This is a genomic window from Streptomyces sp. H51, from assembly GCF_035656535.1.
In the GTDB taxonomy this organism is placed as follows: domain Bacteria; phylum Actinomycetota; class Actinomycetes; order Streptomycetales; family Streptomycetaceae; genus Streptomyces.
Window position 1 is genome coordinate 54374 of record NZ_JAYMHD010000070.1, and the last position, 22845, is coordinate 77218.

The window sequence follows — 22845 nt, forward strand, 5'->3', positions numbered from 1 at the left end:
TACCGCCGGTCACGGCCCGCGGAGGCCGGAGGGGCCTGACGACGGCGGAGCAGATCCCGGCAGCAGCCGCACCGCACACACATCTCACGTGCCTGTCCACCTCAGGGACCGCCTTGAACCCACCACACGCCGGCCGCGCCACAGCGTCGGACACACCCGGAACGTCGGAGAACCCCCCCGCGCCTTCCGCCGACACAACGCCCACCTGGCGGGTTCTGCTCGGCCACATGCGGCCGACCTGGCCGCAGCTGCTTCTCGGCGGAGCGCTGAATCTGCTCACCGCCGCAGCCGGCCTGGCGGTTCCCCTCGCCGCCGAGCGGCTGATCGACGGCCTCGCCTCCGGACGGCCGCCGCGGGACGTACTCCTGGTGATGGGGGCCCTGGTCACCTTCACCGCACTGGTCGGACCGCTCGGCGCGTACACGCTGCGGCGCGCCGCCGAGACGATCGTCCTGAACGCACGTCGTCGCCTGACGTCACATCTCCTGCGGCTGCGCGTCTCGGAGTTCGACCGTACCGAGCCGGGCGACCTCATATCCAGGGTCACGTCCGACACCACCATGCTGCGGCAGGTCACCACCGAGTCGCTCGTCGGTACCGTCACGGGGGCCCTCACCCTCGTGGCCACCACGACTCTGATGTGCCTGCTCGACCTGGTGCTCACGGCGGTGACCCTGGCGGTCCTGCTCGTCGCCGGCTGGATCGTCCGCTCGGTGATGTCCCGGGTCAACGCCGCCGGCATGGCGTCCCAGGAGTCGCTGGGCCTCGTGGGAGCCAGCGTGGAGCGTGCGTTGGGCGCGCTGCGCACGGTGAAGGCGTCCGGAGCGGAGGAAGCCGAGGAGGCGGCCGTTCACCATGCCGCCGAGGACGCGTGGACCGCGAGCGTCCGCGCGGCCAGATGGCTGGCGATGGCGGGCAACGTGGCGGAGATGGCCATGCAGGTGGCCTTCTTCACCGTCCTGGCGGTCGGTGGCGTGCGCGTGGCCTCGGGAGCGCTGGAGGCCAGCAGGCTCATCGCCTTCCTGATGTACGTCTTCTATCTCGTCCCCGCCATCCAGCAGCTCATCGGGGGAGTCAGCCAGTACAACCTCGGAGCCGCGGCGGTGCACCGCATCCGGGCCGCGGAGGCGCTGCCGGCCGAGCCGCAGGGCACCGGCGGCGGCCGGCCCGGCAACGCCGAACCGGCCGAACTGTCGTTCAAAGACGTCCACTTCCGCTACGCACCCGAGCTGCCACCCGTACACAGCGGCCTGACCTTCACCGTCCCTCCCCACGGCATGACCGCCTTCGTCGGACCGTCCGGGGCCGGTAAGACCACCCTGTTCTCACTGATCGAGCGCTTCTACGAGCCGACGGCCGGCAGCATTCTCCTGGACGGCCGGGACATCGCCGAGTGGGACATCGGCGAACTGCGCTCGGCCATCGGATACGTCGAGCAGGACGCACCCGTCCTCTCGGGTTCGCTGCGCGACAACCTGCTGCTCGGCAGCCGGGAGGCCAGCGACGACGAGGTGCGGCAGGTCCTGCGCACGGCACGCCTGGACGACCTCGTCGAACGCCTGCCCGAGGGCCTCGACTCACTGGTCGGCCACCGCGGTACCAGGTTGTCGGGCGGACAGCGCCAGCGTGTCGCCATCGCCCGCGCACTGCTGCGCAGGCCCAGGCTCCTGCTCCTCGACGAGGCGACCTCCCAGCTCGACGCCGTGAACGAGGCGGCACTGCGGGACACGGTGGCGGACATCTCCCGGACGACCACGGTGCTGGTCGTGGCCCACCGGCTGTCCACCATCGCCATGGCCGACAGGATCGTCGTCCTCGACAGCGGCATCGTCCAAGCGGTCGGCACCCACCAGGAACTGGTGGCCGCCAGCCCGCTCTACGCCGAACTCGCCACCACCCAGTTCCTTGAGGCCGCGCGGTGATCACCCGCGGCCGTCGCCACCCCGCAGAGCTCCAGCCGTACGGAAAGGTTCGCCAGATGCAGAGCAACAGCCCGGATGTCCCGCGTCGGCCGCAAGCCGAGGACCTCGCCGAGGCCCTGGGCGCCGAAGTCTGCCCCGCCGGGTTCCCTGTCATCGGCGCGCGGATGCTCAGAGACCCCGCCGCACTCGGCACCCTGCGCGACGCCGGCCTCGCCCGCGTCAGTCTCGGAGGTGGCGAGAACGGCTGGATGGTCGCCCGCTACGACGCCGCCACCGCCGTGCTGAAGGAGCCGGGCCTGCGCGGCGAGCACCCTCTGGCGCAGACCATGCGGACCGCGGCCGACGAGGAGGTGTGCGACGAGGAGATGCTCTTCTTCCCGCCGACGGAGGAGCACCTCAGGCTGCGCCGCCTGATCTCGCGCCAGCTCACGCACCGGCGGGTGGGTGGACTCGTCCCGCGCATCCAGCAGGAGGCCGACCGGCTGCTGGACGAGGTCCCGCACTCCGAACCGATCGACCTGGTCCAGTCGTTCTGCCGTCCCTTCCCGGTGGCGGTGCTCTGCGAGCTGCTCGGCATTCCGATGTCCGAGCGCCGCTACATCAGGAACTACGTCTACGGCTGGGTCGCCGAGTACGGCGAGGCCAGCTCGGTGACCAAGAAGGCCGGCATCGAACTGGCCGGCTATCTGCGGGAGCTGGTCGCCGAGCGCAGGAAGTCCCCCGAAGACGACCTGATCAGCGCGATGGTCAGCGGCGACGAGGCCGAAACGCTGGAGGAGGACGTCCTGTCCGCCGTGCGGCTGCTGCTGATAGCCGGACACAGACCGATGACCCGCCTGCTCACCGAGGGAGTGGAGCTTCTGCTGGGCGAGCGGGACCGATGGGACCGGCTCCGCCGGGAGCCCGGCTGGCTGGAGCCCGTGACCGAGGAGCTGCTCCGCTACGTCACACCCACCACCCTGGCGTCCCGGTACGCGGAGGAGGAGGTGGAGGTCGAAGGCATCACCCTGGCCCCCGGAACCGGTGTGCACTGCGCCCTCGCCGGTGTGAACCGTGACCCCGCCCACTTCGAGAACCCCGACACCTTCGATCCGGACCGGTCCGAGAACCGGCATGTCGCCTTCGGCCTCGGTCACAAGCACTGTCTGGGAGCGGCGCTCACCCGCGCGGAGGTGCGAGTCGCCCTGGAGACGTTGACGGCACGCTTCCCGCAGATGGTTCTCGCCGACGTGCGACTGTCCGGTGAGCCGCGGAGAAGGCAGCTCCCGGTGGTTCTCCGGCCCGAGACGTGCCCGGTGCGGCACTGACGGCACCCACCGCGTGCACTGAGAGAAAGCGGAGCCATGGACGCCTTGCCCATACCGGACCACCCCCTCGAGGTCATCTGGGACATCACCTACGCGTGTCCCCTGCGATGTGTTCACTGCTACTCGGAGTCCGGGCGCCGACCGATCCGACAGCTGTCCCCCGCCGACATGCTGCATGTCGCGGACGCCATCGTCGAGATGGGCCCGCACGCGGTCTGCCTGGCCGGGGGAGAGGCTCTCCTGGCCCGCGGGGTCTTCGCCGTCGCCGACCGGTTCTCCGAGGCCGGGGTGCCGGTCTCGCTCTTCACGAGCGGATGGTCCCTGAAGCAGGAGACGGCGGAGTCGGTCCTGAGCACCTTCGCCGGCGTGACCGTGAGCGTGGACGGCGCGTCCGCCGACGTGCACGACCGGATCCGTGGCAGACGGGGATCGTTCGCCCGGGCGATGGACGCGCTGGCGCTGCTCGACCGACTCGCCCGCAAGCGGTCGGAAGCCGGTGATTCCCGTCCCGACCTGGGCATCGACTGGGTGGTGGTGCGCAGCAACTTCCACCAGATCGAGGAGCTCATCACCGACGTGGCGCCCCGCTTCCCGGCCCTGGACCACATCACGTTCGGCGCCGTGGTCCCCGAGGGCCTCGCCAGCCGGCCGGGCTTCGCCGATCACGAGCTGCTGTCCGACGACCAGGTCCGGCTGCTGGGCAGCTCGCGGTACGTCCAGAAGTTGCGGGCTCTGGCCCCGCCCACGGTCAGGATCGGCACCACCGACAACCTGGCGCTGCAGATGCATCCCGATCTGATCGAGCGCGGCGTATTCCTGCCCGTCCTGCAGATCGAACCGGACGGCCTGGTACGCGGCATGGCCGCCTACGAGGGGACGGTCGGCGACGTGCTCACCGATCCCCCGGCGGAGCTGTGGCGGCGTGCGGTGGAACGCTGGCACGACCCGTTCGTCGTGGAGACCCTGAAGCCGGTGCGCACCATGAGCCAGTGGGCGGAGGCGACACGCGCGATCGACTACCACTTCGCGTCCGAGACCGATCGCCGGCGCATCGACCAGCGTCCCGCGTACGAGCCGGGCTGAGCATGCGACAGGTGGAGGCATCTACCGGGACCCGATCCGCGGCCGCCGTCCTTCGAGACACGGCAGAGCGCACGGGCATCCCGCAGGGCGACGGCGTGCACTGCGGCCGCATGGCGGGTGGTGTGCTCTGCAGGGTGGAAGAGGCCGCCCGCCACCAGTTGCTGTGGACCGCCCGGCCGGCGGTCGCGGCCGCCGGCCGGCGCACACCGACGAGCTGCGCCGGTGGTGCGGCATGATGATCGACGCCATCCTCGCCTTCCACGACGACCTGGCCGAGCTGCCCGGACCGCATGCGCGGTCCTGGCAGCTGGGACTGGCCTCGGCCACCGAGCGCTGCCTGCGGCCCCTCACCGGTGGCCTTCCGGCTCGCCGCTGGCTGGTGCATGCCCGACACCGCACCCAGACACGCCCTCATCCCACGCTCGACCGCCAAATCTACGAGTCCTGGATCCCGCACCTGACGGCTGCGCTCCGCGGCCTCATCGGCGAGGCAGCCGCAGCCGCCGGGCAAGCGAAACGTGCCCGGCAGCCCGCCGCCATGACGCATCTCCTGAGGGCCCGCCACAACCTCCAGCACGCCTGCCGCCACCTCAACCAGCGCGGTCGGTCCGACAACGTCCCCAGCCCGACTCCGCCGAGGAATGCGGCAGGCGAGCGATAGGGTTCCTCCTCCCCCCCCGCCGACGGCGGGCGCCTCGCCGGTGCGGGGGAGGGCGCGGATGGCGCACCGGACGGGCAAGAGGACCGCCGGCGACCGCTCCGACCGCCCGCACGGCCTCCCCAGGACGCCGAAGCGGCCCAGCAGACGGCCGGGCCCACCATGTTCCGGGCAGCGAGCCGTTCGGCTGCCCCTGCCCCGTCGGCCACCGCCCCCGGGAAGGGCCGGGTGCACTGCACGGTGAGGACGGCAAGAGCTCGTCCGGCCGGAGTCCGGACATGGGGAACTCCGGAACAGAACAGTCCGCTCGACGACTCCGTCCCCGGCGCAGTGGACCGGTCGGGCTCCCGTCCTGACGAGCGATCGGCGCCGTCTCCGCCATGAGCCGCGACCGAAAATCAGCGCGGCCGGCCCGCTCGGCGTCCCAGCCGTGGTTCACAGGAGTACCTTCCGTTTCTCCAATCACCTGGGTCACACGGGAAATCCCTTTAGTGCGTGGGGAGTTGGAGCACAAAATGCTCAGAGATCGGGTGCCGGTTCACACCTAACTTCGAATCACTGCCTGCAGCGCAGAACATGTCCGACCGTCACACACAGGGAGTGCACATGAACCGCACCGAGCCCGTCATGCGGGGTCTGAGCCTGAACCACGCGGAGCCGGTGATGCGGGGTCTGAGCCTGAACCACGCGGAGCCGGTGATGCGGGGTCTGAGCCTGAACCACGCGGAGCCGGTGATGCGGGGTCTGAGCCTGAACCACGCGGAGCCGGTGATGCGGGGTCTGAGCCTGAACCACGCGGAGCCGGTGATGCGGGGTCTGAGCCTGAACCACGCCGAGCCGGTCCTCTGACGGACCTCTGCTCCTCACATGTTGCACGCCGGGACGGGGCCCCGTCCCGGCGTGTTACGAGCGCAGTCAACTGGCCTCAGCAGAGCCGGATCCACCTCCCGATCACCGATAGGGCAGCTCCTTGACCACCAGCCGACCTACCCACGGCACCACCCCGCCATCGTCAGTCGAACGTGAGTTGCTGGATCTTCTGGCCGAGGTCGAACAGCATCACCGGTCGGGCCAATGGGCACAGGCGCGGGCGAAGGCAGGGCAGGCCGTGCGGCTCGCCGGACGACTGCCGGACAGCGCGCGCGGACGGCAGCTGGCTCTGACCACCTGGCGCACCGGTGCCGAACTGCTGCGTGTCCTCGGCCGGTACCGCGCGGCGGAGCGGGTGCTCCGGCATCTCATCCGGCAACCGCGGACGGGGTCCGCCGAAGGCGACCTCGAACTCGCCCTCACCTTCAACGGCCTCGGCATCCTGTACCGCTACACAGGCCGGGGAACCGAGGCGGAGGAGTGCTACACCCGCGCCCTGAGCCTGTTCGAGGACGTGGAGGACCCGGTCGGCGAGGCCACGGTCCAGCACAATCTGGCCGGCCTGTACTTCGCGGCCGGGCAACTGGACGCCGCGGAGCAGGCAGTCCGAAGAGCACTCGACATCCGGCACGCGCACACCCCCGAAGCCGCGGCGGAGATCGCGGCCGACAGCCTGTGCCTGGCCGGCGTCCTGGCCCAGGCGGAACGGCTCGAGGCGAAGACGTACGCCGAGCGGGCGTTGCGCTTCTACCGGGAGACGTACGGCCCCGACCACGTCGAGGTGGGCTACTGCCTGCAGGTGCTGGGACACGTCGCGGCGACGGTGGAGGGCGACCGGGAACGGGCCCGCGGTCTTTACGAGCACGCCTTGCGGACCAAGAAGCAGACCCTGGGACCCGAGCACCCTGAACTGCTGTCCACTCTGCTGAGCCTGATCGATCTCTCGTCCGGCCCGGCCAGGGACGAGCTGGTGGCCCAGGCACGACTGGTGGCCGCACCCCTCCCCGACACACATCCGCTCAAGCAGCAGTGCGGGCCCGTGGTACCGGACGAAGGGGTCTGAACCGTGCACGAGGTCACCTCGCGGCAGAGCACCTCCTCCGGCCCTGTCCGCTGGGCCCTGGCGGCCGAGTCCGCTTCGGCGTTCGGCACCGGCATGACGGGGCCGCTGCTGGTCATCTACCTGCACTCGGCGCGCGGCCTGCCGTTGGGGCTGGCGACGGTCGTCGGTGGGGTGAGCGCCCTGATCAGCCTGCTGGGCAATCCCTCCGGGGGCGTCCTCACGGACCGGTTCGGGCCCTGGCGGACCGCTGCCGGGGGACTCGTCGTCGCCGCTCTCGGTACGGCGGCTCTGGGGGTCGCCGGGGAACTGTGGCAGATCCTGCTCGCCGTCGGCGTCGGCGGACTGGGCCTCTCCGTGTCCATGCCCGCCCAGGACACCGTGCTGGGACGGCTCTCACCGGAACACCGCTCCAGGGTCTTCGCCCTGCGCAGTCTGGTCTTCAACGCCGGTCTCGGCGTCGGGGCTCTCGCCGGCACGGTCGTCATCGACCGCCAGAATCCCGCGTCCTTCACGGTCGCCTACGTCTGCGACGCCCTCACCTTCCTCGTGGCCCTGTGCTGTCTGGCTCCGCTGCGGCACGTGGCGGGACGCGGATCGGGCGGGTCGCGGACGCCGTGGATCTCACCCGTTCCCGCCGACCCCCGCCTGCTGCGCCTGTGTGCGCTGCAAGTGGTGTTCACCGTGGTCGGCCTGGGTCAGATCCAGTACGCCTTCGCGGGCTGGATCGAGTACCACGACGCCAGCCCGCGCCTGATGAGTCTCGCCTTCCTCGCCAATGTCGCCACCGTGGTGATCGTCCAGATGCCCGCGCTGCGCGTGACGCGAGGGCGGCTGCGTACTCGCCTGATGGCGGGGATGTGCGTCTGCCTGGCCCTCGTATGGCTTGTCACGCTGGTCAGCGGCGGACGGTCCCAGCTGTCGATGGGAGCGCTGCTGGCGATCGCGGCCGCCCTGCTGGGACTGGGCGAGGTACTGCACGCCATCAGCCTGCCCGGCCTCGTCAACGAACTCGCTCCCGAAGAACTGCGCGGCCGATACAACGGTGCCGTGATCCTCGCCGGGACCACGGGCATGATCCTGGGGCCGGTCATCACCGGGGGCCTGCTGCAGATGAACCGCCCCTACCTGCTGATGACGGTCCTCGCAGGTGCCGCACTGGGCGCCGCCGCCCTCTGCCTGCGCCTGGAACGGCACGTTCCCCGGGCGGCCAACGCCGTGGACGGCTGATCCCGACCGGAGTCCGCGGCGGTGACGCAGTACTGGCTGCCGCCGCCCAGCGAGGCCCACACCCCGTTCGTACCCGAGGACTGATCAACCGCATTCACCGGCGATGACGACGGGTGCGGCCCTGCCGCGGCCCACCCGTACCCGTACTCGGGCTGCGCTCGGACCGCCGACCGGTCTGCCGTGCCGCCGGTCCGTCAGCGGGGCGGATCGAGCACGACGACCAGGCCGCGCCCCGCACGGACGCCCTCGCCGGATCCGGCGTGCAGTTCCCCGGGGGTGGCCAGGCGCATGTGGGGGAAGCGCCGTACCAGGGTGGCCAGGGCCGTGCTGACCTCGGCCCTGACGAGGCCGGCACCCAGGCAGTGCCGGAACCCGAGGCCGAAGGCCACGTGCTGGCCGGCCGGTCGCCGCGGATCGAAGCGGTCGGGGTCGGGAAAGCGCCCGGGGTCCCGGTTCGCGCCCGTCACCGAGCAGTACGCCCGGCTGCCCGCGGGCAGGACGGCACCGCCGATCTCGACCTCCTCACGCGCGTACCGGAAGGCGAACGAGGCCGGCGAGACGAAGCGCAGCAGCTCCTCCACGACCGTCTCCAGCAGTTCCGGTTCGGCGGCGGCCAGTGCCTCCCAGTGCCCACGCTCCTTCAGCAGCAGCGCGAGCCCGTCCGTCAGCAGGTGAGCCGTTGGCCTGGGACCCACGACGATCAGCAGCCGAGCGGCAGCCAGCACGGCGGAGTGGGCCACGTCCGCGCCCTCGTCCCGGCACATGTCGCTGATCAGGTCGTCGCCGGGGTCGAGCCGCCGCCGCTCGATCAGATCGGCGAGGTAGTCGGCCACTGAGCGGTCCGGACCGTTGACCGCGGCATCCGGGGCGGGCATGCCGGGGTAGCCCTCGAACACGAGGTTGTGGATACGGCGTCGGCCTTCCTCCGGGACACCCAGCAGCGCGCACAGGGCGGCCACGGGATAAGGACGGGCGAACGCCGCCCCCAGATCCACGGCGGTGCCGGTGGGCAGAGTGTCCAGCAAGGAGTCGGCGATCGGCTGGATGCGGCCGGTGAGCCTGGCGATCCGGCGGGGGCCGAGAGACCTGGTCAGGATGTGGCGCAACTGGTTGTGCTCGTCCGCTCCGAGGGAGAACAGCTGCTGCTCGTCCATCACCTGGTGGTCGGTGAGCGCGTCGAAGGCGGCCATGCTCAAGGAGGTGCTGCCGGGGCACTCGCCGCGCATCCGGGGGTCGGTCAGGACCCGGGCCGCGAGGTCGTAGTCGGTCACCAGCCAGCCGGGCGCCGTGCCGTTCAGGGTTATGTGGTGCAGTCCGCCGTCTTCCTGAAAGGTCCGCAGCATGGAGACATCACGGAGCGAGGCTCCGCCGACGAAGAGCGGTTGCCCCTCGGAGCGGCGGAAGCCGGACGGGGCCGTGGTCCCGGCAGTGCGGTCGCTTGCGCCAGGAGTGCTCACAAAGGAGTCCTTTCCTCGGGGAAGTGCGCGGACGTGCGTGCGGTCAGCGGTTCGGACATCGGTAAGAGCTATCGGTAAGAGCTACACGAGCGCCGGTCGAGGCGTCCACGAGAAGTCACGGATTGAGTAGCCATTGCTCCGGTGGCGCCTCTTCACAGGTGATGCAATGAATTCGGCGTGACAAGGTGCCGGTTACGCCCTCAACGGCGCGACAATCCCCCGAGTCGCCGTTGAGACCGCCCTCGCAGGAATCCCCGTGGCCCCTTGCGAGGGCGGTGTCACCACCCGGCTTGCCGCGCGCGGGGACGCTCTCGGGCGGCGGACGTGCCCGCTTGCGCCGAGGTCACATGGTGGCCCGGCCCGCTCGACGTCCCTCAGCGGGGCGCGTGGAGGCGATCGCGCACGAAAACGGGTTTGACAGCGGGTTCCAGCAAGGCATCCGCGGCTTCTTCGACCGGTACCGGCTCTCCCAGCAGAACGTCCGGCCTGATTCGCCCTTCCCGGGTCAGACCGATCGCGTCCTCCACGTACATCCCGGCGTTGGCGATACCGATGTGGAAAGAGACATTCAGGCTGTACATCCGGAGGAGATCGATCTCGATCTTCGTGAAGTGTCCTCCCGCCGACTCGATGGATCCGCCGGGGGCGACCGACGCGAAAGCCTGCGCCAGCCTCTCGCTGTCCAGAGAACCGTCGAAGATCAGATCGAACTTTCCGAGTTCCTTGCGGAGCGGGCCGCTCTCCACCGCGGCACCGAGCGTGGCCGCCAAGGTCCGCCGCGTGGCACTGTCGTCCAGATAGGTGATCCGGCGCGCTCCCAGACTGCGCATCATGTCGACGGCGAAGAGGGCCACACTCCCTCCCGCCGGGCCGGTCGGGGCGAGCACGAGAACCTTCGGGTCCTTGTTCGCGGAGAGGTGTCCGGCGGTGAACTCAAGGGCGATCGTCATGTTGTCGCCCGCTGACACCAAGGGGATCGGATCCATGCCCTCGGGAACGGGCACCAGCATGGCATCGGCATAGGGAACCCGGACCACCTCGTCGAAAAGACCACCCCAGTGACCCGTCGCCGGCGAGGGGATTCCGTACGAGGCCGCCGGGGGAGTGGACCGGCAAAGGGCCGGGCGGCCGGACCGGCACTCGGCGCAGGTGCCGCAATTGATGTGCCAGGGTATGACCACCAGCTGTCCGGGCGTCACATGGCGAACGTCGTCGCCGACGTCGACCACTTCGGCCACGCATTCATGGCCCAGGGGAAAGGGCGGCCGGAAGGGTGTCGCCCCCGATATGATCAAGTGATCGAGATCGCACGTCGAGCTCGCTATGGGGCGGACCAGCGCCTCGATCCCGCTCTGCAGGACGGGAGCCGGAACGTCGCGCCATTCGAGTTTCCTGGTTCCGGTGAAGGTCAGCTGCTGCATGGTCTTCCGGTCTCACCCACTTCCCGACCGAGGACCGCCGTCCGACGCGGGCGATCACTCACGATCCGGATCCGGCTGCCCGCGGACCCGGCCCGGAAGACTCCGCCGGTACGGTCCGACGGCCGGCCACCATCATCCCACCCCGGCACGGCACCGCACACTTCCCTCACTCTCCGGGGCGCGGGTGCCGGGCGCGCAGCTCGCGGATCAGTGCTCGGACCGCCGCGGTGGCCGCGAGCTGGGGTGTGGTGACATAGCCGATCCGGCGGGTGGGCCGCTCCGGCCCGAGGTCGGTGATCTCCGTCGTGGCCGGCGCTCCGGTGAGGGAGAGCGCGGGCATGATCGCCATCCCCAGACCGCTGCCCACCATGGACAGGACCGCCCCGTCGTCCTCCGCCCGGACGGTGGCGGTGGGGATCCAGTCCTGGGCCGACCACCACTGACGGGTGTAGGACGAGCAGTTCTCCAGCCAGTCGACCAGCGGCAGCGACCGGGGGTCGGGATGCCCTGCCGGGTGCACCAGCGCGTACGGCTCCTCGAAGAGCACGTCCCCGACCAGGTGCGGCGGGATCGGCGAACCGGTGCCGGTGATCGTGATCCCGATGTCGGCCTTCCCGGCGGCCACCTCCCCGGCCGTCCCGGGACCGACCTCCCGTACGACCGTGACGGACGCCTCGATCCCGGGGTGCCGCGCGGTCAGCCGCCCCAGCACGGACGGCAGCAGATGCAGGGCCGCGCCGCGGAAGGCGGCGATGCGCAGCGGCCCGCTGACCTGCTCGCCCGCCCCCTGCCCGGAACCTCGCGTCTCGACGACGAGGGCGTCCATCATCCGCAGGATCCGGCGCGCGTGGGCGGCGGCCCGCTCACCGGCCGCGGTCGGCCTGGCGCCGTACCGCCCACGCTCGAAGAGCACGACGCCCAGCTTGCGTTCGATGCCGCGCAACGCGTGCGAGACGGCCGACTGAGTGGCGCCGAGCCGGGCGGCGGCCGCCGAGATGCCGCCCTCCTCCGCGACCGCCACCACGGTCCGCAGCTCCTGCGGCGCGAGATCGACTGTACTCATACGCGCGTTCCTCACCTGGTGCTATGAAGGCAGCTCATGGAAGCGGCCGTCCCATGAGCGCAACCCCCTGCCCGGTCCGCACATTCCTTCCTACGGTGCCGACCATGACCGACACCGCGCTCACCGTGCACCAGACCGCCAGACCGGCCGGCTTTCCCTCCCCCGACCACTTCCGCTTCGTGGAAGCGCCGATTCCGGAGCCTGGTCCCGGCACGGCTCTGGTCGAGAACCTCTACTGGTCCGTGGATCCCTACCACCGCGAGATGATGGACGGCGACTTCGCGCTCGACGCCCCGCTGGAGGGCCGCACCCTCGGCCGGGTCGTCGCCTCCCGCACCCCGTCGCTCGCCGAGGGGGAGATCGTCCACCACCGCCACGGCTGGCGCACCCACTCCGTGGTCCGGGCCGCTGACGTCCGGCGCATCCCCCGTATCGACGGGGTGCCGCTGTCCACCCACCTGAGCCTGTTCGGCGGAACGGGCCTGACCGCCTATGTCGCCCTCACCCGGATAGCCCGGCTGCGCGAGGGCGAGGACCTGTTCGTCTCCGCGGCGGCGGGCGCGGTCGGCACGGCAACCGCCCGCATCGCCCGGCTGTTGGGCGCCGGCCGGCTGATCGGCAGCGCGGGCTCGGCGGAGAAGGTCCGGTACCTGACCGAGCGGGTCGGATACGACGAGGCCTTCGACTACCGCTCCGGCCCCGCCGCCGCCCTTCTCGGCGAGGCGGCGCCCGACGGCATCGATGTCTTCGTCGACAACGTCGGGGGCGAGCAGCTCGGCGCGGCGATCGGTGCGCTGCGCGGGCGAGGGCGGGTGGTGCGGGTCGGCACGATCGGCCAGTACAACACTCCCGACGCTCCGCCCGTGGTGTTCGACCACGCCGATGTCGTGGAGAAGAGCCTGCGGATCGAGGGGTTCCATGTGCGCGACTATGCCGATGTGCAGGAGGAACTGTACGAGTTCGCCGTGCCGCACCTGCTGAAGGGGACGCTGGTCCCCGACGAGACCGTCCTGGTCGGATTCGAGCGGATCGTCGAGGCGTTTTTGCTGATGCTGCGGGGCGGGAACCTCGGCAAGACCATTGTTCAGGCCAGGCATTCCTGCGGTGCAGGATCTGAGCAGTAATTACTCAGCCACCGTTCGAGAGGCCTATATAACGTTTCCATCAACCGTTGCAGCGGCTGTGCCGCTTACGATCTGAATCCATGGGAAGGGGCAGGCGTTGAGCGCCGTCGAGAATCTTCCGATTTTCCGTGAGGTGGCGGGACATCACCAGCCTGCTCCTTTTCTCATCACCTCGGACATGTTCGGTGGACTGCCGATCGAGCTGGCTGGGGCGGAGATATCCGACCTCGTCGGCAAGCCCGTGGCCGAGCCTCACGTGCACGATGTTCCCGAGCTCTACCTTCTCGTCTCGGCCAGGCCCGGTGAGGCGGAGATCACCATCGAGGTCGAGGATTCGGAGTACACCGTCACATCGCCCGCTGTATTCCGTGTACCCGCCGGAAAGCGGCACCGGTTCGTCACCAGAAGGGCCGCTCCCGGCAGTTACTGCTTCGGCATATTTCTGCTGGGAGAAGGCGCCGCATGAAAATCAGCGGCAGTTCGGTCCCCGCTTACAACGACGGTTTCTCGCAGGCGTCGGAGATGCTCCGCCTCCACCTGAACGAGAACCCCTTCGGCCCCCCGCAGTCAGCGATGAGAGCGGCCCGGGAACTGCTGGAGAGCGGCCTCTGCGTCTACCCCGACAGCGAGACCGCCGAGCTGCGGGCCAAGATCGCAGGACATGCCGGGGTGACGCCGGACATGGTGGTCGTCGGCAACGGCGTGGACGAACTGGTCCTGATGACCGTGCTGGCCACGGCCGGAGCGGACGGGACGGTTCTGACCACCCGCTCCACCTTCCCCGGATACCTCAGCGCCGCGGCCGTCTGCGGCGCCGCCGTCCGCGAGATCGACAGCGGCCCCCGTGGGATCGACGCCGACGCGGTCGTCGACGCCGTGGCCCGTCACCCCTCGGACCTGCTGTTCGTGTGCAATCCGCACAACCCGACCGGCACGCTGCTGGGCCGGGCCGACATCACCCGCATCGCCGACGCCGCCGAGCGGACCGGAACGCTCGCCGTGTTCGACGAGGCCTACATGGACTTCGTGGCGGACGACGGCGCCTCGGCGCTCGGCCTGGTACGGAGCGGCCGCCGGGCGATGGTCCTCCGCACCTTCTCCAAGGCCTGGGGACTGGCTGCGGTCCGGGTCGGGTACGCCATCGGCCCGGCCGACGTCGCCGCGCGCGTCCGGCAGAGCCGGCAGGCCGTGCCCTTCAGCGCCAACCGGCCGGGACAGGCGGCAGCCCTGCGTGCGCTGGACGACCCCGGCCACCTCGTGGAGGTGCGCCGTCGTACCGCCCACGCCCGCGAGGTGCTCCGCGCCGGCCTGACGGCACTCGGCCTGACCGTCGTGCCGTCCGTCACCAACTTCGTCTTCGTGGAACTGGGGCCGCACCGGGAGCAGGCGGCCGCGTTGCTCGCCGCCGACCACGGGATCCTCGTCCGCGATCTCGCGGCCTTCGGCGCTCCCGGATGCCTTCGGGTGTCCGTCGGCACACCCGCGCAGTGCGAGCGCTTCTGCGCCGCGCTCCGCGAGGTCATCGAGGTGCTCGACGGCACGAACGACCCGGCCGGCCTCACCTGATCATTCCCGGCACTCCGCGGAGAGCGTCGGCAAAGGAGGAGAGATGAACAACCCTCACTGGCACGGACCCAGTCCGACCCTCGAGCCCCTGAGCATTCCGGCTCTCTTCAACGGCTTCACCGGCTCCCACGTGGTCCTCGCCCTGGAGGAACTCGGCGTGTGGGACCGCATGAAGGACGGCGAGCAACCCCTGGAACTGCTCGCCGAGGACACCGGCGGCGAGGTGGTGAAGCTGTCCGCGCTGCTGCGGACCATGGCACTGCTCGGCTACGTCGTGGTGCACGAGGGCAAGGCCGGGCTCACCGACGCCGGCCGGGAACTGGTCGGCAACATCGGCTTCTTCGTCTGGGGAGTGGGCGGTTACGGCCCGGTGCTGACGGACCTCGCCGACCTCGCCACCGGCCGGAAGTCCTTCGGCGCCGAGGTCCACCGCGACGAACGGCGCATCGCCGTCGGCGCCGGAGGCGTGGACCGTTCCCTCATGCGGCCGGTCGAGGAGGACGTACTGTCCGGCATCGAGTACTCCTCGGTCGCGGATCTGGGCTGCGGTGACGCCACCCGTCTCATCCGGCTGTGCGCCGGTGACCCGGACCGGGTGGGCCTCGGCATCGACATCAGCCGCTCGGCCACCGACCTCGCGACCAAGCGGGTCGCGGATGCGGGACTGGCGGACCGGATCGACATCGTCTGCAAGGACGTCCTCCGGTCGATGTCCGAGGAGGTCTTCCCGGGCATCGAACTGGTGGCGAACTTCCTGATGATGCACGACCTGCTGGCCGCCCACGACGACGGCGCCGACGTCGTGCGGACCCTGCGGCGGGTCTTCCCGGACGCCCGGTACTTCCTGGTGGCCGACACCACGGCCCGGCCGTGGGACCGGGATACGGGCCCTGCGCCGATCTTCTCGCTGGAGTTCGAGCTGGTTCACACGTTCATGGACACACCCATCATGAACCGCGACGTCTACGAGAACGCCTTCGCGGCCGGCGGCCTGCGGATCCTGCGGCGCGAGCCGTTCGGCGCGCCCTCCACATGGATCTACCTGCTGGAGGCCGACGACACGGCCACGCCGCGCCGCTGAGGAACGGGCATGAGGAAAGGGAACCTGCTTTCCGCCGCCGGATACGCACGGCTCCTCGCTCCGCTGACCGGCGAACTCTGCATCGAGATCGCAGGCATCGGGGATCCGCGGGCGAGCCCGGCGGACCGGGACCGGCACGAGGGCCTGCTCCAGGAGATCTCGGCCTTCCGCGGACACACGTACTACGCCGACGGGCAGCGGCCGAACTTCCGCCGGACCGACGGCGGTTACGCCGACCTGCAGCCGTACGACCGGGCGGCGTACCACGTCATGCTGCGCGAGCGGGCCTCGGGTGCGCTGACGGCGGTGGTCCGGCTGATTCCCCGTGACTGGGCGCCGGCCGGGCACAGCGCTGTGGAGCAGATGTTCGGGCCGGGGGTGGCGGATCTCATCACCCGGCGCGGGCTGTGCGACGCCGCCGTCCTGGAAGGCGGCCGCCTGGCCGTCGCCGTGAGCCGGCAGAACTACTCGATCGGGCCGCTGGTCAGCCTGGTCGGGCTGGCCTTCGCCGAGTCGATCGGGCGCCGGATGCTCTGGGGGCTGTCCGGCACCAAGGGCCGGCAGGACCTCCTGTTCGCCCGGCTCGGTGCCCACATCCACGACGAGTTCCTCGAACCGGACCCCAAGTACCACGACACGATGACGGTCTACAGCTTTGATCTCGCTGCCGTGCCACCGGTTCTACGGCCCGTCTACGACCGCATACAGGAACTGCTGCTCGCCGGCCCCTACCCGGTACCGGTCGGCCCGAGCACGTGACGAACGAGGTGAGTGATGCGTCCCTTCAGCGCTTTGCCGACCGGCGACCGGTCGGCGGCGGCCCAGACCTATCTGGAGACGGTGTCCCGGCACCCCAGGACCGCCGAACTGCGCGACCTGGCCCTGGCGGCGCTTCCGCTCACGGAGGGTGAGTCGGCTCTGGAGGTCGGCTGCGGCCTCGGCGAGATGGCCCGCAGGCTGGCCAGGCGGACCGGACCGGGGGGCCGGGTGACCGCGGTCGACCACGACCCGGCCATGGTGGCCGCGGCGCGACAGCGGGACGACTCGTGCCCCGGGGCCGCCGGAGTCGACTACGGGGTGGAGGATGTGTGCCGGCTCTCCTTCGCCTCCGGCGAGTTCGACGTCGTCTGGTGCGAACGGGTGCTCCAGCATGTGCCCGATCCGGCGCAGGCGGTGCAGGAGATGTGCCGAGTCACCGCACCCGGCGGACGTGTCTGCGTCCTCGACGTCGACTGGCGCTCCCTGCGCGTCGACGGAGTCAGCCAGGAGATCGCGGCGCCGGTGCTGGCGTCGTTCGCGTCGATCGTTCCAGGTCCCGATGTCGCCGGCCGGGTTCCCGGGCTCATCGCGGCAGCCGGGTTCGAGCAGGTGCGGTCCCGGGAGTTCACGGCCACGTTCGCGTCACTCGCCGAGGCGAAGCCGATCATCCCCCTGTTCGACCGCACCAGTCCCCTCGCCGCTCAGCACGGCGACGGCAGCCTGGAGACCTGGTTCGATCTGCTGGACGCCGCGGACGCGCGCGACGAACTGGCGATCTCGCTGTCCACCTGGATCACGATCGGCACCAGGCCGAGCGCGACGGACTGACCGCGGGCGCGAGACGTGTGTTCTCACGGCCCGGGGCGCGGACGGCCTGCCCGGGGCGCGTTTTCCCACCCCGGGCAGGCCATCCGGTCTACAGTTCCTGCTCCAGTACCCGCGGATCCGTCCGGACGGGCGAGTCCGGGATCTCCGCGTCCGTGCGAACCCCGACCGGGACGCCGAGGTCGGTGAACCACCGTCCGAGCAGGGCCACCTCCGAATCGTCCTCGGCGTGATCCGCCAGGAGTGCCTCGGTGAGCGTCCGGCCCCGCGCGGTGCAGAACGTCGCCTCGTCGTCGATGCAGACGACAGGCGGCGGCCAGACCTCGCCCGGGTACAGCCAGTACCCGTGGACGAAGCAGCCCTCCTCCTTTTCGGCGGCCGGGAGGAAATGGCCCAGGAGTGTGGCCAGGTGCGGAACCGTCGCATTCGCCTGCTCGTCGAGAACGTGGCGCGCGAGCCCGTTCCCCTGGGCGCTTTGCGGACCGAGAATCTCTATGCCGAGATAGTCCAGCGGATCGGAGGCATCCCGCATCCTCTCCAGGGCTTCGGCATCCTCGGCGCCGGCTGCCGACGGACGTGCCGCCTCGAGGGCGGCACGCGCGGGACCGCCGCTCGACCGCGCCTCCTGGATGGCGGCGAGCTGGAGAAATTCCTGCGGGACCTCCCTATCCCCCAGCCACTTCGCTGCCCATGCCCTCAACTCCTGCATCCCTGCCATGTCGCGCACCGCCCGAACCCCCGGAGACTCAGCTGAGCTGGGCCGCGTCGAGGCTCTCGGACGCGCTCGGCACGTCGAGGCTGAGGGGCTTGCCGTACTCGTCGAGGACGACGCCGGCGGCGCTGCCCTGGTCCGACCCGTGAATCTCCAGCGGGTAGGGCTTGCCGGTCCGGGCGATGTACAGCTGGGACCGGCCCTCCTGGGGATCGTTCCTGACCAGCTCGAGAGCCGGAACCCCCCTGACGTCCTTCTGCACGCCCTTGTTCACCGTGCTGTTGCCGTTGTCCTCGGTCATGGAGTCGGCGTAGCCGGCGATGTCGCAGGCATCCGCCAGCGAGCTGAACTCGGGATCGCTGGAGTCGGTGACGATGTAGCGGTCTCCCACCAGTGCTTCCGTCTGGGTGGCCTGATCACCGGCGGCCTGGACCCAGAACGCGTGATCGGGCTTCAGCCACACCTTGCTGCCCTGCTTGATGAGATCGACGTTGGTCCCGTCCTCCGTGATACGGCCCTGACAGTTTCCGGCGCTGTCCATACGCAGGTCGAGCTGACTCTTGCTCACCGTGCCCGCGATGTGGACGGACGGTGCCGTCCGCAGAGCGTCGGAGGCGGCGTCGACCACCTCCGACGCGGAGAGGTTGTCGATCCCGTTGAACTGCGGCGCGCTGGAAGGGGTGGCCGAAGGGGGAGGGGGGGACGAGGGCTCCGACTTCTTGCCGCCGGTGAATGAGATGGAACAACCGGAGGTGGCTGCCAGGGCACAGACGGAGGCTATGGCTATGCCTGCCCTCTGGGTGATCTTCATGGTCTTCCTTCGCGAATCAAGTCAGCACGGCCCTCGCACGCGTACCGTCGGCCGGCCGCACCCCGTGCGTTCACAGGGCGTTCCGTCCTCACGCGCCGGCCGTCGGTTCCGCGTACATGCAGCGGACCGACGAGCCCACGTCGGTCCGGTCCCCGGCATCCGACACGCACCAGACTGCCGACCCCGCGCGGATTCCACATGAGTACTCATTGCTCATGCGGCGCACGCGGACCCGTCTTCGGCCGGGGCGGCGGGACCCGCTCCGGTCAGCACACCCCCGCGTCCGTGAACAGGACTCGCTCCGCCCCGCCCACCGCGCGTCGCGAGGTGGGCGGGCCGGTACGGCTCAGTTCGGCGACGCCTGCCCGCATTCGGCGACGCGGGCCTTGATTCCGGCGATGAAACGCTCGACGGCGTAACGGAACTGGCGCTTCATGGCCTCCTCGCCCGTACCCGGCCCGTAGCGCATCAGGTTCGGGTACGGGCGGGCGGCATCCGCCGCCTCCTCGTCCTGGTCCGACGACTGCGCGCGCATCTGGCTGTACGGAGGATTCCCCGGTGAGGTGCGCCCGCCCGCGACGAAGCCGAGCATCAACGTGACCAGGGCCATGTAGGAGTCGGCCACCTCGTCGTCCGGAAGGCCGCTCTCGGCGACGAGTCCGGTGAGGGCATCGGCCACCCTCAGCGTTTCCGGCCCGAGCCGCCACGCGGCACTCCACAGCACATCGACGAGCGCGGGGCGCGCCAGGAGCGCCTCATGGCATTCGGCGAGCGTCCCGAAGAGCCGGACGTCCCATCCGCCGGGCTCGGGAGGGACGACATCGCGGAGCGTCTCGTCGAGGATGAGCAGCAACAGCTCATCCTTGTCCTTGACATGCCAGTACAGGGTCGAGGACCCGGTACCCAGCTCCCTGGCCAGCTTGCGCATCGACAGCTTCTCGGCACCCTCGGTGTCGAGAAGCCGGATGCCGGCCCTGATGACTTCCGCCCGCGTCAAGGTCAGGCGACCCTTGGCGCGCGCTGAATCCGACCGGCGGCGCTCTACCTCGAACTCTGCTCGTGACACTCGAACAGTCTAGACCAACTTCTGTCCGGGGCCACCGCCCCGGCCTGGTGCCGGGCACGCACCGGACGGGGCGGTGGCACCTGGGTCATGGGCCGGTCGGCAAGAACTCGTCCGGCTGCCCCGCGACGAGGACTTCGCGGGTGGCGACCGCTCGGTAGGTACCCATGAAGGCCCGCTCGTCCTCCAGGAGCGCCTCCAGGTTGGACCGGACGAAAGCCTGCTGCTCGGCCACCGAGTGGTCGAGGGCGAGTTCGGCGATCCCGTCGTAGAGGGGAGCCTCGTGCGGCGACCACCCCCGGTAGTCGGCGGCGAGGCCCACGTTCGTCGTGTAGCGGACCAGTGCGTCGGCGAAGAGGTCCCGGACGAAGGGAACGTGCCGGTCCCGCCAGTAGGCGACCGACTGATCCGGCGTCATGTCGGTTCGGCGCATCAGCATGAACAGCATCTTGACGCCGCGCTGGGCACGTCCCAGGTCGCGGTGGACCCGCTGATCCGTGATCACATGCCGGAAGGTGCCCATGAACTGCTGTTCACCGGCGCGCAGATGATCCGCCGTCGCGCCGAGGAGAGCGGTCAGATCGGCGGGGTCGTCGCAGTCGTACCAGCCTTCGGCGACGCCGTCCCAGGCCGGAGCCTCGTCCGGGGCCCAGCCGGAGTAGTCGGCAGGCAGGCCGATGTTGCACGCGTACCGGAGCAGGTGACTGCCGTGCGCCGCGACCACCTTCGGGGCGTGCACCCGTGTCCAGTAGTCGACGGCCTCGGCATGGGTCTGGTCGGGACGGCGGTTCCAGAGCGTGAAGAGCTTGATCACATCGCACTCCTGTCGGAAGCTTGAATCGGTTGTCGGGTAAGGCGGTTCGCGCAGCGCGGCGCGGCGCGGCGGAGTTCGGCGCCGGCGGTTCGACGGGGTGTTCGGCGGATGCGTACGGGTGCCGGCCGGCGGCACTTCTACCGTCCGCCGGGCCCCGGCCGCCCGGGCGTCGGCGCCGCGGTACCCGTACTCGGCCGGGTCTGCGGGGCACACGGGTTCAGCGGTACGTACGGCTCGGCCGCGGCTCGACAGGCGGCGGTCACTCGGTCATGCCGGTCATGCCGGTCATGCCGGTCCGGCCTTCCGGTCGGCATACCGCTCGCGCAGCCGGACCTTCTGCACCTTCCCGGAAGCCGTCAGGGGCAGTTCCTCGACGATCTCCCAGTGTTTCGGGACCTTGTGGCGGGCGAGCCGGGCCAGACAGTACTCGCGCAGGCCGGCAGCGTCCGGTGTGTGCCCGGGCGCGGGCAGGACGAAGGCGGCGACCTGTTCGCCCCACGTGTCGTCCGGGACCCCGACGACGGCGACATCGGCCACGTCGGGGTGCTGGAACAGCACGTCCTCGATCTCCCGCGGGTAGATGTTCTCGCCACCCCGGATGATCATGTCCTTGAGACGTCCCTCGATACGGCAGTAGCCGCGTGCGTCCATGCTGGCCAGGTCACCGGTGTGCAGCCACCCGTCACCGTCGATCGTGCCGGCGGTGGAGTCGGGGGCGTCGAAGTACCCCATCATGACGTGGTAGCCGCGGGTGCAGAGTTCTCCGACCGTGCCGACCGGGACGACTTCGCCGTCGGCGGGGCCGATGATGCGCACGTCGGTGTGGGGCAACGGGCGGCCGAGTGTCTCCGCGCGGTCCTGGGCGCTGTCCCGCGGCGACGTCCCCGTGATGACGGGCGACGCCTCCGTCTGGGCGAACAGCACGCTGACGGCCGCCGCGGTCTGCGTCTCGACGCGGTGGACGAGTTCCGGCAGGACCACGGCCCCGCCGCTGACCACGCGGGCCAGCCGTGACAGGTCGGTGCGGGCGAAGTCCGGATGGTCGAGCAGACCGATGAGCATGGTGGGGACCCCGATGAGGGTGTCAGCGCCCTCCGTCTCCAGGAGGTTCAGCACGAGCGCCGGGTCGAACACGGGCGGGAGCACGAGCGTGCCGCCCACGGCGAGGGCGCCCAGCACGCTCACCACACAGCCCGCGGTGTGGAACAGCGGCATGGGACTGACCTGCACGCCACCCGGGGGGAGGCCGCACCGTTCAGCGTAGAGGCGGGCGTTGTTGACCACTCCGCGGTGACGCAGCAGCACCCCCTTGGGAGTCCCCGTGGTACCAGACGTGTACTGCAACTGGGCCGCGCTGTCGGGGGAGACGACGGGAAGCGGCTGCCCCGGCGCGCCCCCGGACAGGAACCGGTCCCAGTCCGTGAGCGGGACGGCCTCGCGCAGGTGAGGCAGGTCCGGACGCACCTGTGCCAGGATCTCGGAGAGTGCGCAGTCCCGGTATTCGGGGATGTGGAGAACCCCGGCCGCGCGGGAGTGGCCGAGGACGTGACGCACCTCCCCGGCCCGCAGGGCCGGATTGACGGTGACCAGGGTGATCCCGGCCAGCGCGGCTCCGTACTCCAGCAGCACCCACTCGGGCACGTTGTCGGCCCACACGGCCACCCGTTCGCCCGTCTCGAAGCGGGCCAGCAGCGCACGGGCCACCGTCTCGGCCTGCTCCAGCAGTTGCGCGTACGTCCAGCGGCGCCGCTGCGCGGCGTCGGGAAGGCCCTCGACGAGGGCGACGGTGCCGGGGTGGTCGTGTGCCGCCGACCGGAGCGCGGTGCCGACGGTGAGGTCGGCGAGCGGCGGTGCCGGCTCGGCAGGCCACCACGAACTGGTCAGCGGCGGTCTCGGCCCGCTCGTGGGGTCCTCCGTCGGCGGGAGGTGTGGCGCGTGGGTCATTGCGGATTCTCCAATCGGGACGGTGCGGCCTGATGCAGCGCCGGTGCGACCGAGGTGGCCGGATTCGGCGGCGGC

The 22845-nt window shown here is 70.5% G+C and carries 21 protein-coding genes; 13 read left to right on the forward strand and 8 right to left on the reverse strand.

Annotated elements, in window-relative coordinates; genetic code table 11:
- Nucleotides 1–227: 227 nt before the first annotated feature.
- The 7 genes from VKA29_RS25590 (at nucleotide 228) to VKA29_RS25620 (ending at nucleotide 8130) form a co-directional block, all read left to right on the forward strand.
- The gene (locus VKA29_RS25590) at nucleotides 228–1922 is read left to right on the forward strand and encodes an ABC transporter ATP-binding protein (RefSeq protein ID WP_324788330.1); all 1695 of its coding nucleotides are present in this window, start codon (nucleotides 228–230) and stop codon (nucleotides 1920–1922) included.
- A gap of 56 nt (nucleotides 1923–1978) precedes the next feature.
- Entirely contained in the window at nucleotides 1979–3229 is a 1251-nt protein-coding gene (locus VKA29_RS25595) for a cytochrome P450 (protein ID WP_324788331.1), read from the forward strand.
- 36 nt (nucleotides 3230–3265) lie between these two features.
- Nucleotides 3266–4312 carry a radical SAM protein gene (locus VKA29_RS25600; RefSeq protein ID WP_324788332.1) on the forward strand — a complete coding sequence of 349 codons (1047 nt, stop codon included), beginning with the start codon at nucleotides 3266–3268 and terminating at the stop codon, nucleotides 4310–4312.
- Between the two features lie 232 nt (nucleotides 4313–4544).
- Nucleotides 4545–4973: a hypothetical protein gene (locus VKA29_RS25605; RefSeq protein WP_324788333.1), complete on the forward strand. Its 429-nt coding sequence runs from the start codon at nucleotides 4545–4547 to the stop codon at nucleotides 4971–4973.
- A 603-nt stretch (nucleotides 4974–5576) separates the two neighbouring features.
- Entirely contained in the window at nucleotides 5577–5819 is a 243-nt protein-coding gene (locus tag VKA29_RS25610) for a hypothetical protein (protein ID WP_324788334.1), read from the forward strand.
- A gap of 178 nt (nucleotides 5820–5997) precedes the next feature.
- The gene (locus VKA29_RS25615) at nucleotides 5998–6903 is read left to right on the forward strand and encodes a tetratricopeptide repeat protein (protein ID WP_324788335.1); all 906 of its coding nucleotides are present in this window, start codon (nucleotides 5998–6000) and stop codon (nucleotides 6901–6903) included.
- Nucleotides 6904–6906: 3 nt separating this feature from the next.
- Nucleotides 6907–8130: an MFS transporter gene (locus tag VKA29_RS25620; protein ID WP_324788336.1), complete on the forward strand. Its 1224-nt coding sequence runs from the start codon at nucleotides 6907–6909 to the stop codon at nucleotides 8128–8130.
- 194 nt (nucleotides 8131–8324) lie between these two features.
- On the opposite strand, the gene VKA29_RS25625 is transcribed toward VKA29_RS25620, so the two are convergent.
- The 3 genes from VKA29_RS25625 to VKA29_RS25635 form a co-directional block, all read right to left on the reverse strand.
- Complete coding sequence (locus VKA29_RS25625; RefSeq protein WP_324788337.1) at nucleotides 8325–9473, reverse strand: cytochrome P450; 1149 nt, start codon at nucleotides 9471–9473, stop codon at nucleotides 8325–8327.
- 488 nt (nucleotides 9474–9961) lie between these two features.
- Nucleotides 9962–11008, reverse strand: a complete 1047-nt coding sequence (locus tag VKA29_RS25630; RefSeq protein WP_324788338.1) for a zinc-dependent alcohol dehydrogenase — start codon at nucleotides 11006–11008, stop codon at nucleotides 9962–9964.
- A 166-nt stretch (nucleotides 11009–11174) separates the two neighbouring features.
- On the reverse strand, nucleotides 11175–12071 hold the full coding sequence (locus tag VKA29_RS25635; protein WP_324788339.1) for a LysR family transcriptional regulator: 897 nt from the start codon (nucleotides 12069–12071) through the stop codon (nucleotides 11175–11177).
- A 104-nt stretch (nucleotides 12072–12175) separates the two neighbouring features.
- On the opposite strand from VKA29_RS25635, the gene VKA29_RS25640 reads away from it, so the two are divergent.
- The 6 genes from VKA29_RS25640 to VKA29_RS25665 all read left to right on the forward strand — a co-directional run bounded on the left by VKA29_RS25640 (nucleotide 12176) and on the right by VKA29_RS25665 (nucleotide 17429).
- Nucleotides 12176–13195: an NADP-dependent oxidoreductase gene (locus VKA29_RS25640; protein ID WP_324788340.1), complete on the forward strand. Its 1020-nt coding sequence runs from the start codon at nucleotides 12176–12178 to the stop codon at nucleotides 13193–13195.
- Nucleotides 13196–13292: 97 nt separating this feature from the next.
- Nucleotides 13293–13661 (forward strand): cupin domain-containing protein, encoded by a 369-nt coding sequence (locus tag VKA29_RS25645; RefSeq protein ID WP_324788341.1) that lies wholly within the window; start codon nucleotides 13293–13295, stop codon nucleotides 13659–13661.
- Nucleotides 13658–14761, forward strand: a complete 1104-nt coding sequence (locus VKA29_RS25650; RefSeq protein ID WP_324788342.1) for a histidinol-phosphate transaminase — start codon at nucleotides 13658–13660, stop codon at nucleotides 14759–14761. Before VKA29_RS25645 ends, VKA29_RS25650 begins: the two co-directional genes overlap by 4 nt.
- Nucleotides 14762–14804: 43 nt before the next feature.
- Nucleotides 14805–15842: a class I SAM-dependent methyltransferase gene (locus tag VKA29_RS25655; RefSeq protein WP_324788343.1), complete on the forward strand. Its 1038-nt coding sequence runs from the start codon at nucleotides 14805–14807 to the stop codon at nucleotides 15840–15842.
- Nucleotides 15843–15851: 9 nt separating this feature from the next.
- Nucleotides 15852–16601 carry a hypothetical protein gene (locus VKA29_RS25660; protein ID WP_324788344.1) on the forward strand — a complete coding sequence of 250 codons (750 nt, stop codon included), beginning with the start codon at nucleotides 15852–15854 and terminating at the stop codon, nucleotides 16599–16601.
- 15 nt (nucleotides 16602–16616) lie between these two features.
- A complete protein-coding gene (locus VKA29_RS25665; protein ID WP_324788345.1) occupies nucleotides 16617–17429 on the forward strand; it encodes a methyltransferase domain-containing protein in 813 nt (270 codons plus the stop codon).
- A gap of 88 nt (nucleotides 17430–17517) precedes the next feature.
- On the opposite strand, the gene VKA29_RS25670 is transcribed toward VKA29_RS25665, so the two are convergent.
- From VKA29_RS25670 to VKA29_RS25690, 5 genes are all read right to left on the reverse strand, one after another.
- Nucleotides 17518–18144: a hypothetical protein gene (locus tag VKA29_RS25670; RefSeq protein WP_324788346.1), complete on the reverse strand. Its 627-nt coding sequence runs from the start codon at nucleotides 18142–18144 to the stop codon at nucleotides 17518–17520.
- 28 nt (nucleotides 18145–18172) lie between these two features.
- Complete coding sequence (locus tag VKA29_RS25675; protein WP_324788347.1) at nucleotides 18173–18949, reverse strand: hypothetical protein; 777 nt, start codon at nucleotides 18947–18949, stop codon at nucleotides 18173–18175.
- A 346-nt stretch (nucleotides 18950–19295) separates the two neighbouring features.
- Nucleotides 19296–20015 carry a TetR family transcriptional regulator gene (locus VKA29_RS25680; protein WP_324788348.1) on the reverse strand — a complete coding sequence of 240 codons (720 nt, stop codon included), beginning with the start codon at nucleotides 20013–20015 and terminating at the stop codon, nucleotides 19296–19298.
- Between the two features lie 85 nt (nucleotides 20016–20100).
- Complete coding sequence (locus tag VKA29_RS25685; protein WP_324788349.1) at nucleotides 20101–20826, reverse strand: EthD family reductase; 726 nt, start codon at nucleotides 20824–20826, stop codon at nucleotides 20101–20103.
- A 285-nt stretch (nucleotides 20827–21111) separates the two neighbouring features.
- The gene (locus tag VKA29_RS25690; RefSeq protein ID WP_324788350.1) at nucleotides 21112–22770 is read right to left on the reverse strand and encodes an AMP-binding protein; all 1659 of its coding nucleotides are present in this window, start codon (nucleotides 22768–22770) and stop codon (nucleotides 21112–21114) included.
- Between the last annotated feature and the right edge of the window lie 75 nt (nucleotides 22771–22845).

Bases quoted from the DNA above. Each gene is read 5' to 3' on its own strand.
- VKA29_RS25690 (WP_324788350.1), bottom strand. From the start codon at position 22,770: ATGACCCACGCGCCACACCTCCCGCCGACGGAGGACCCCACGAGCGGG.
- VKA29_RS25655 (WP_324788343.1), top strand. From the start codon at position 14,805: ATGAACAACCCTCACTGGCACGGACCCAGTCCGACCCTCGAGCCCCTG.
- VKA29_RS25665 (WP_324788345.1), top strand. From the start codon at position 16,617: ATGCGTCCCTTCAGCGCTTTGCCGACCGGCGACCGGTCGGCGGCGGCC.
- VKA29_RS25595 (WP_324788331.1), top strand. From the start codon at position 1,979: ATGCAGAGCAACAGCCCGGATGTCCCGCGTCGGCCGCAAGCCGAGGAC.
- VKA29_RS25600 (WP_324788332.1), top strand. From the start codon at position 3,266: ATGGACGCCTTGCCCATACCGGACCACCCCCTCGAGGTCATCTGGGAC.
- VKA29_RS25635 (WP_324788339.1), bottom strand. From the start codon at position 12,071: ATGAGTACAGTCGATCTCGCGCCGCAGGAGCTGCGGACCGTGGTGGCG.
- VKA29_RS25650 (WP_324788342.1), top strand. From the start codon at position 13,658: ATGAAAATCAGCGGCAGTTCGGTCCCCGCTTACAACGACGGTTTCTCG.
- VKA29_RS25675 (WP_324788347.1), bottom strand. From the start codon at position 18,949: ATGAAGATCACCCAGAGGGCAGGCATAGCCATAGCCTCCGTCTGTGCC.
- VKA29_RS25670 (WP_324788346.1), bottom strand. From the start codon at position 18,144: ATGGCAGGGATGCAGGAGTTGAGGGCATGGGCAGCGAAGTGGCTGGGG.
- VKA29_RS25590 (WP_324788330.1), top strand. From the start codon at position 228: ATGCGGCCGACCTGGCCGCAGCTGCTTCTCGGCGGAGCGCTGAATCTG.
- VKA29_RS25630 (WP_324788338.1), bottom strand. From the start codon at position 11,008: ATGCAGCAGCTGACCTTCACCGGAACCAGGAAACTCGAATGGCGCGAC.
- VKA29_RS25640 (WP_324788340.1), top strand. From the start codon at position 12,176: ATGACCGACACCGCGCTCACCGTGCACCAGACCGCCAGACCGGCCGGC.
- VKA29_RS25605 (WP_324788333.1), top strand. From the start codon at position 4,545: ATGATGATCGACGCCATCCTCGCCTTCCACGACGACCTGGCCGAGCTG.
- VKA29_RS25610 (WP_324788334.1), top strand. From the start codon at position 5,577: ATGAACCGCACCGAGCCCGTCATGCGGGGTCTGAGCCTGAACCACGCG.
- VKA29_RS25660 (WP_324788344.1), top strand. From the start codon at position 15,852: ATGAGGAAAGGGAACCTGCTTTCCGCCGCCGGATACGCACGGCTCCTC.
- VKA29_RS25625 (WP_324788337.1), bottom strand. From the start codon at position 9,473: ATGCTGCGGACCTTTCAGGAAGACGGCGGACTGCACCACATAACCCTG.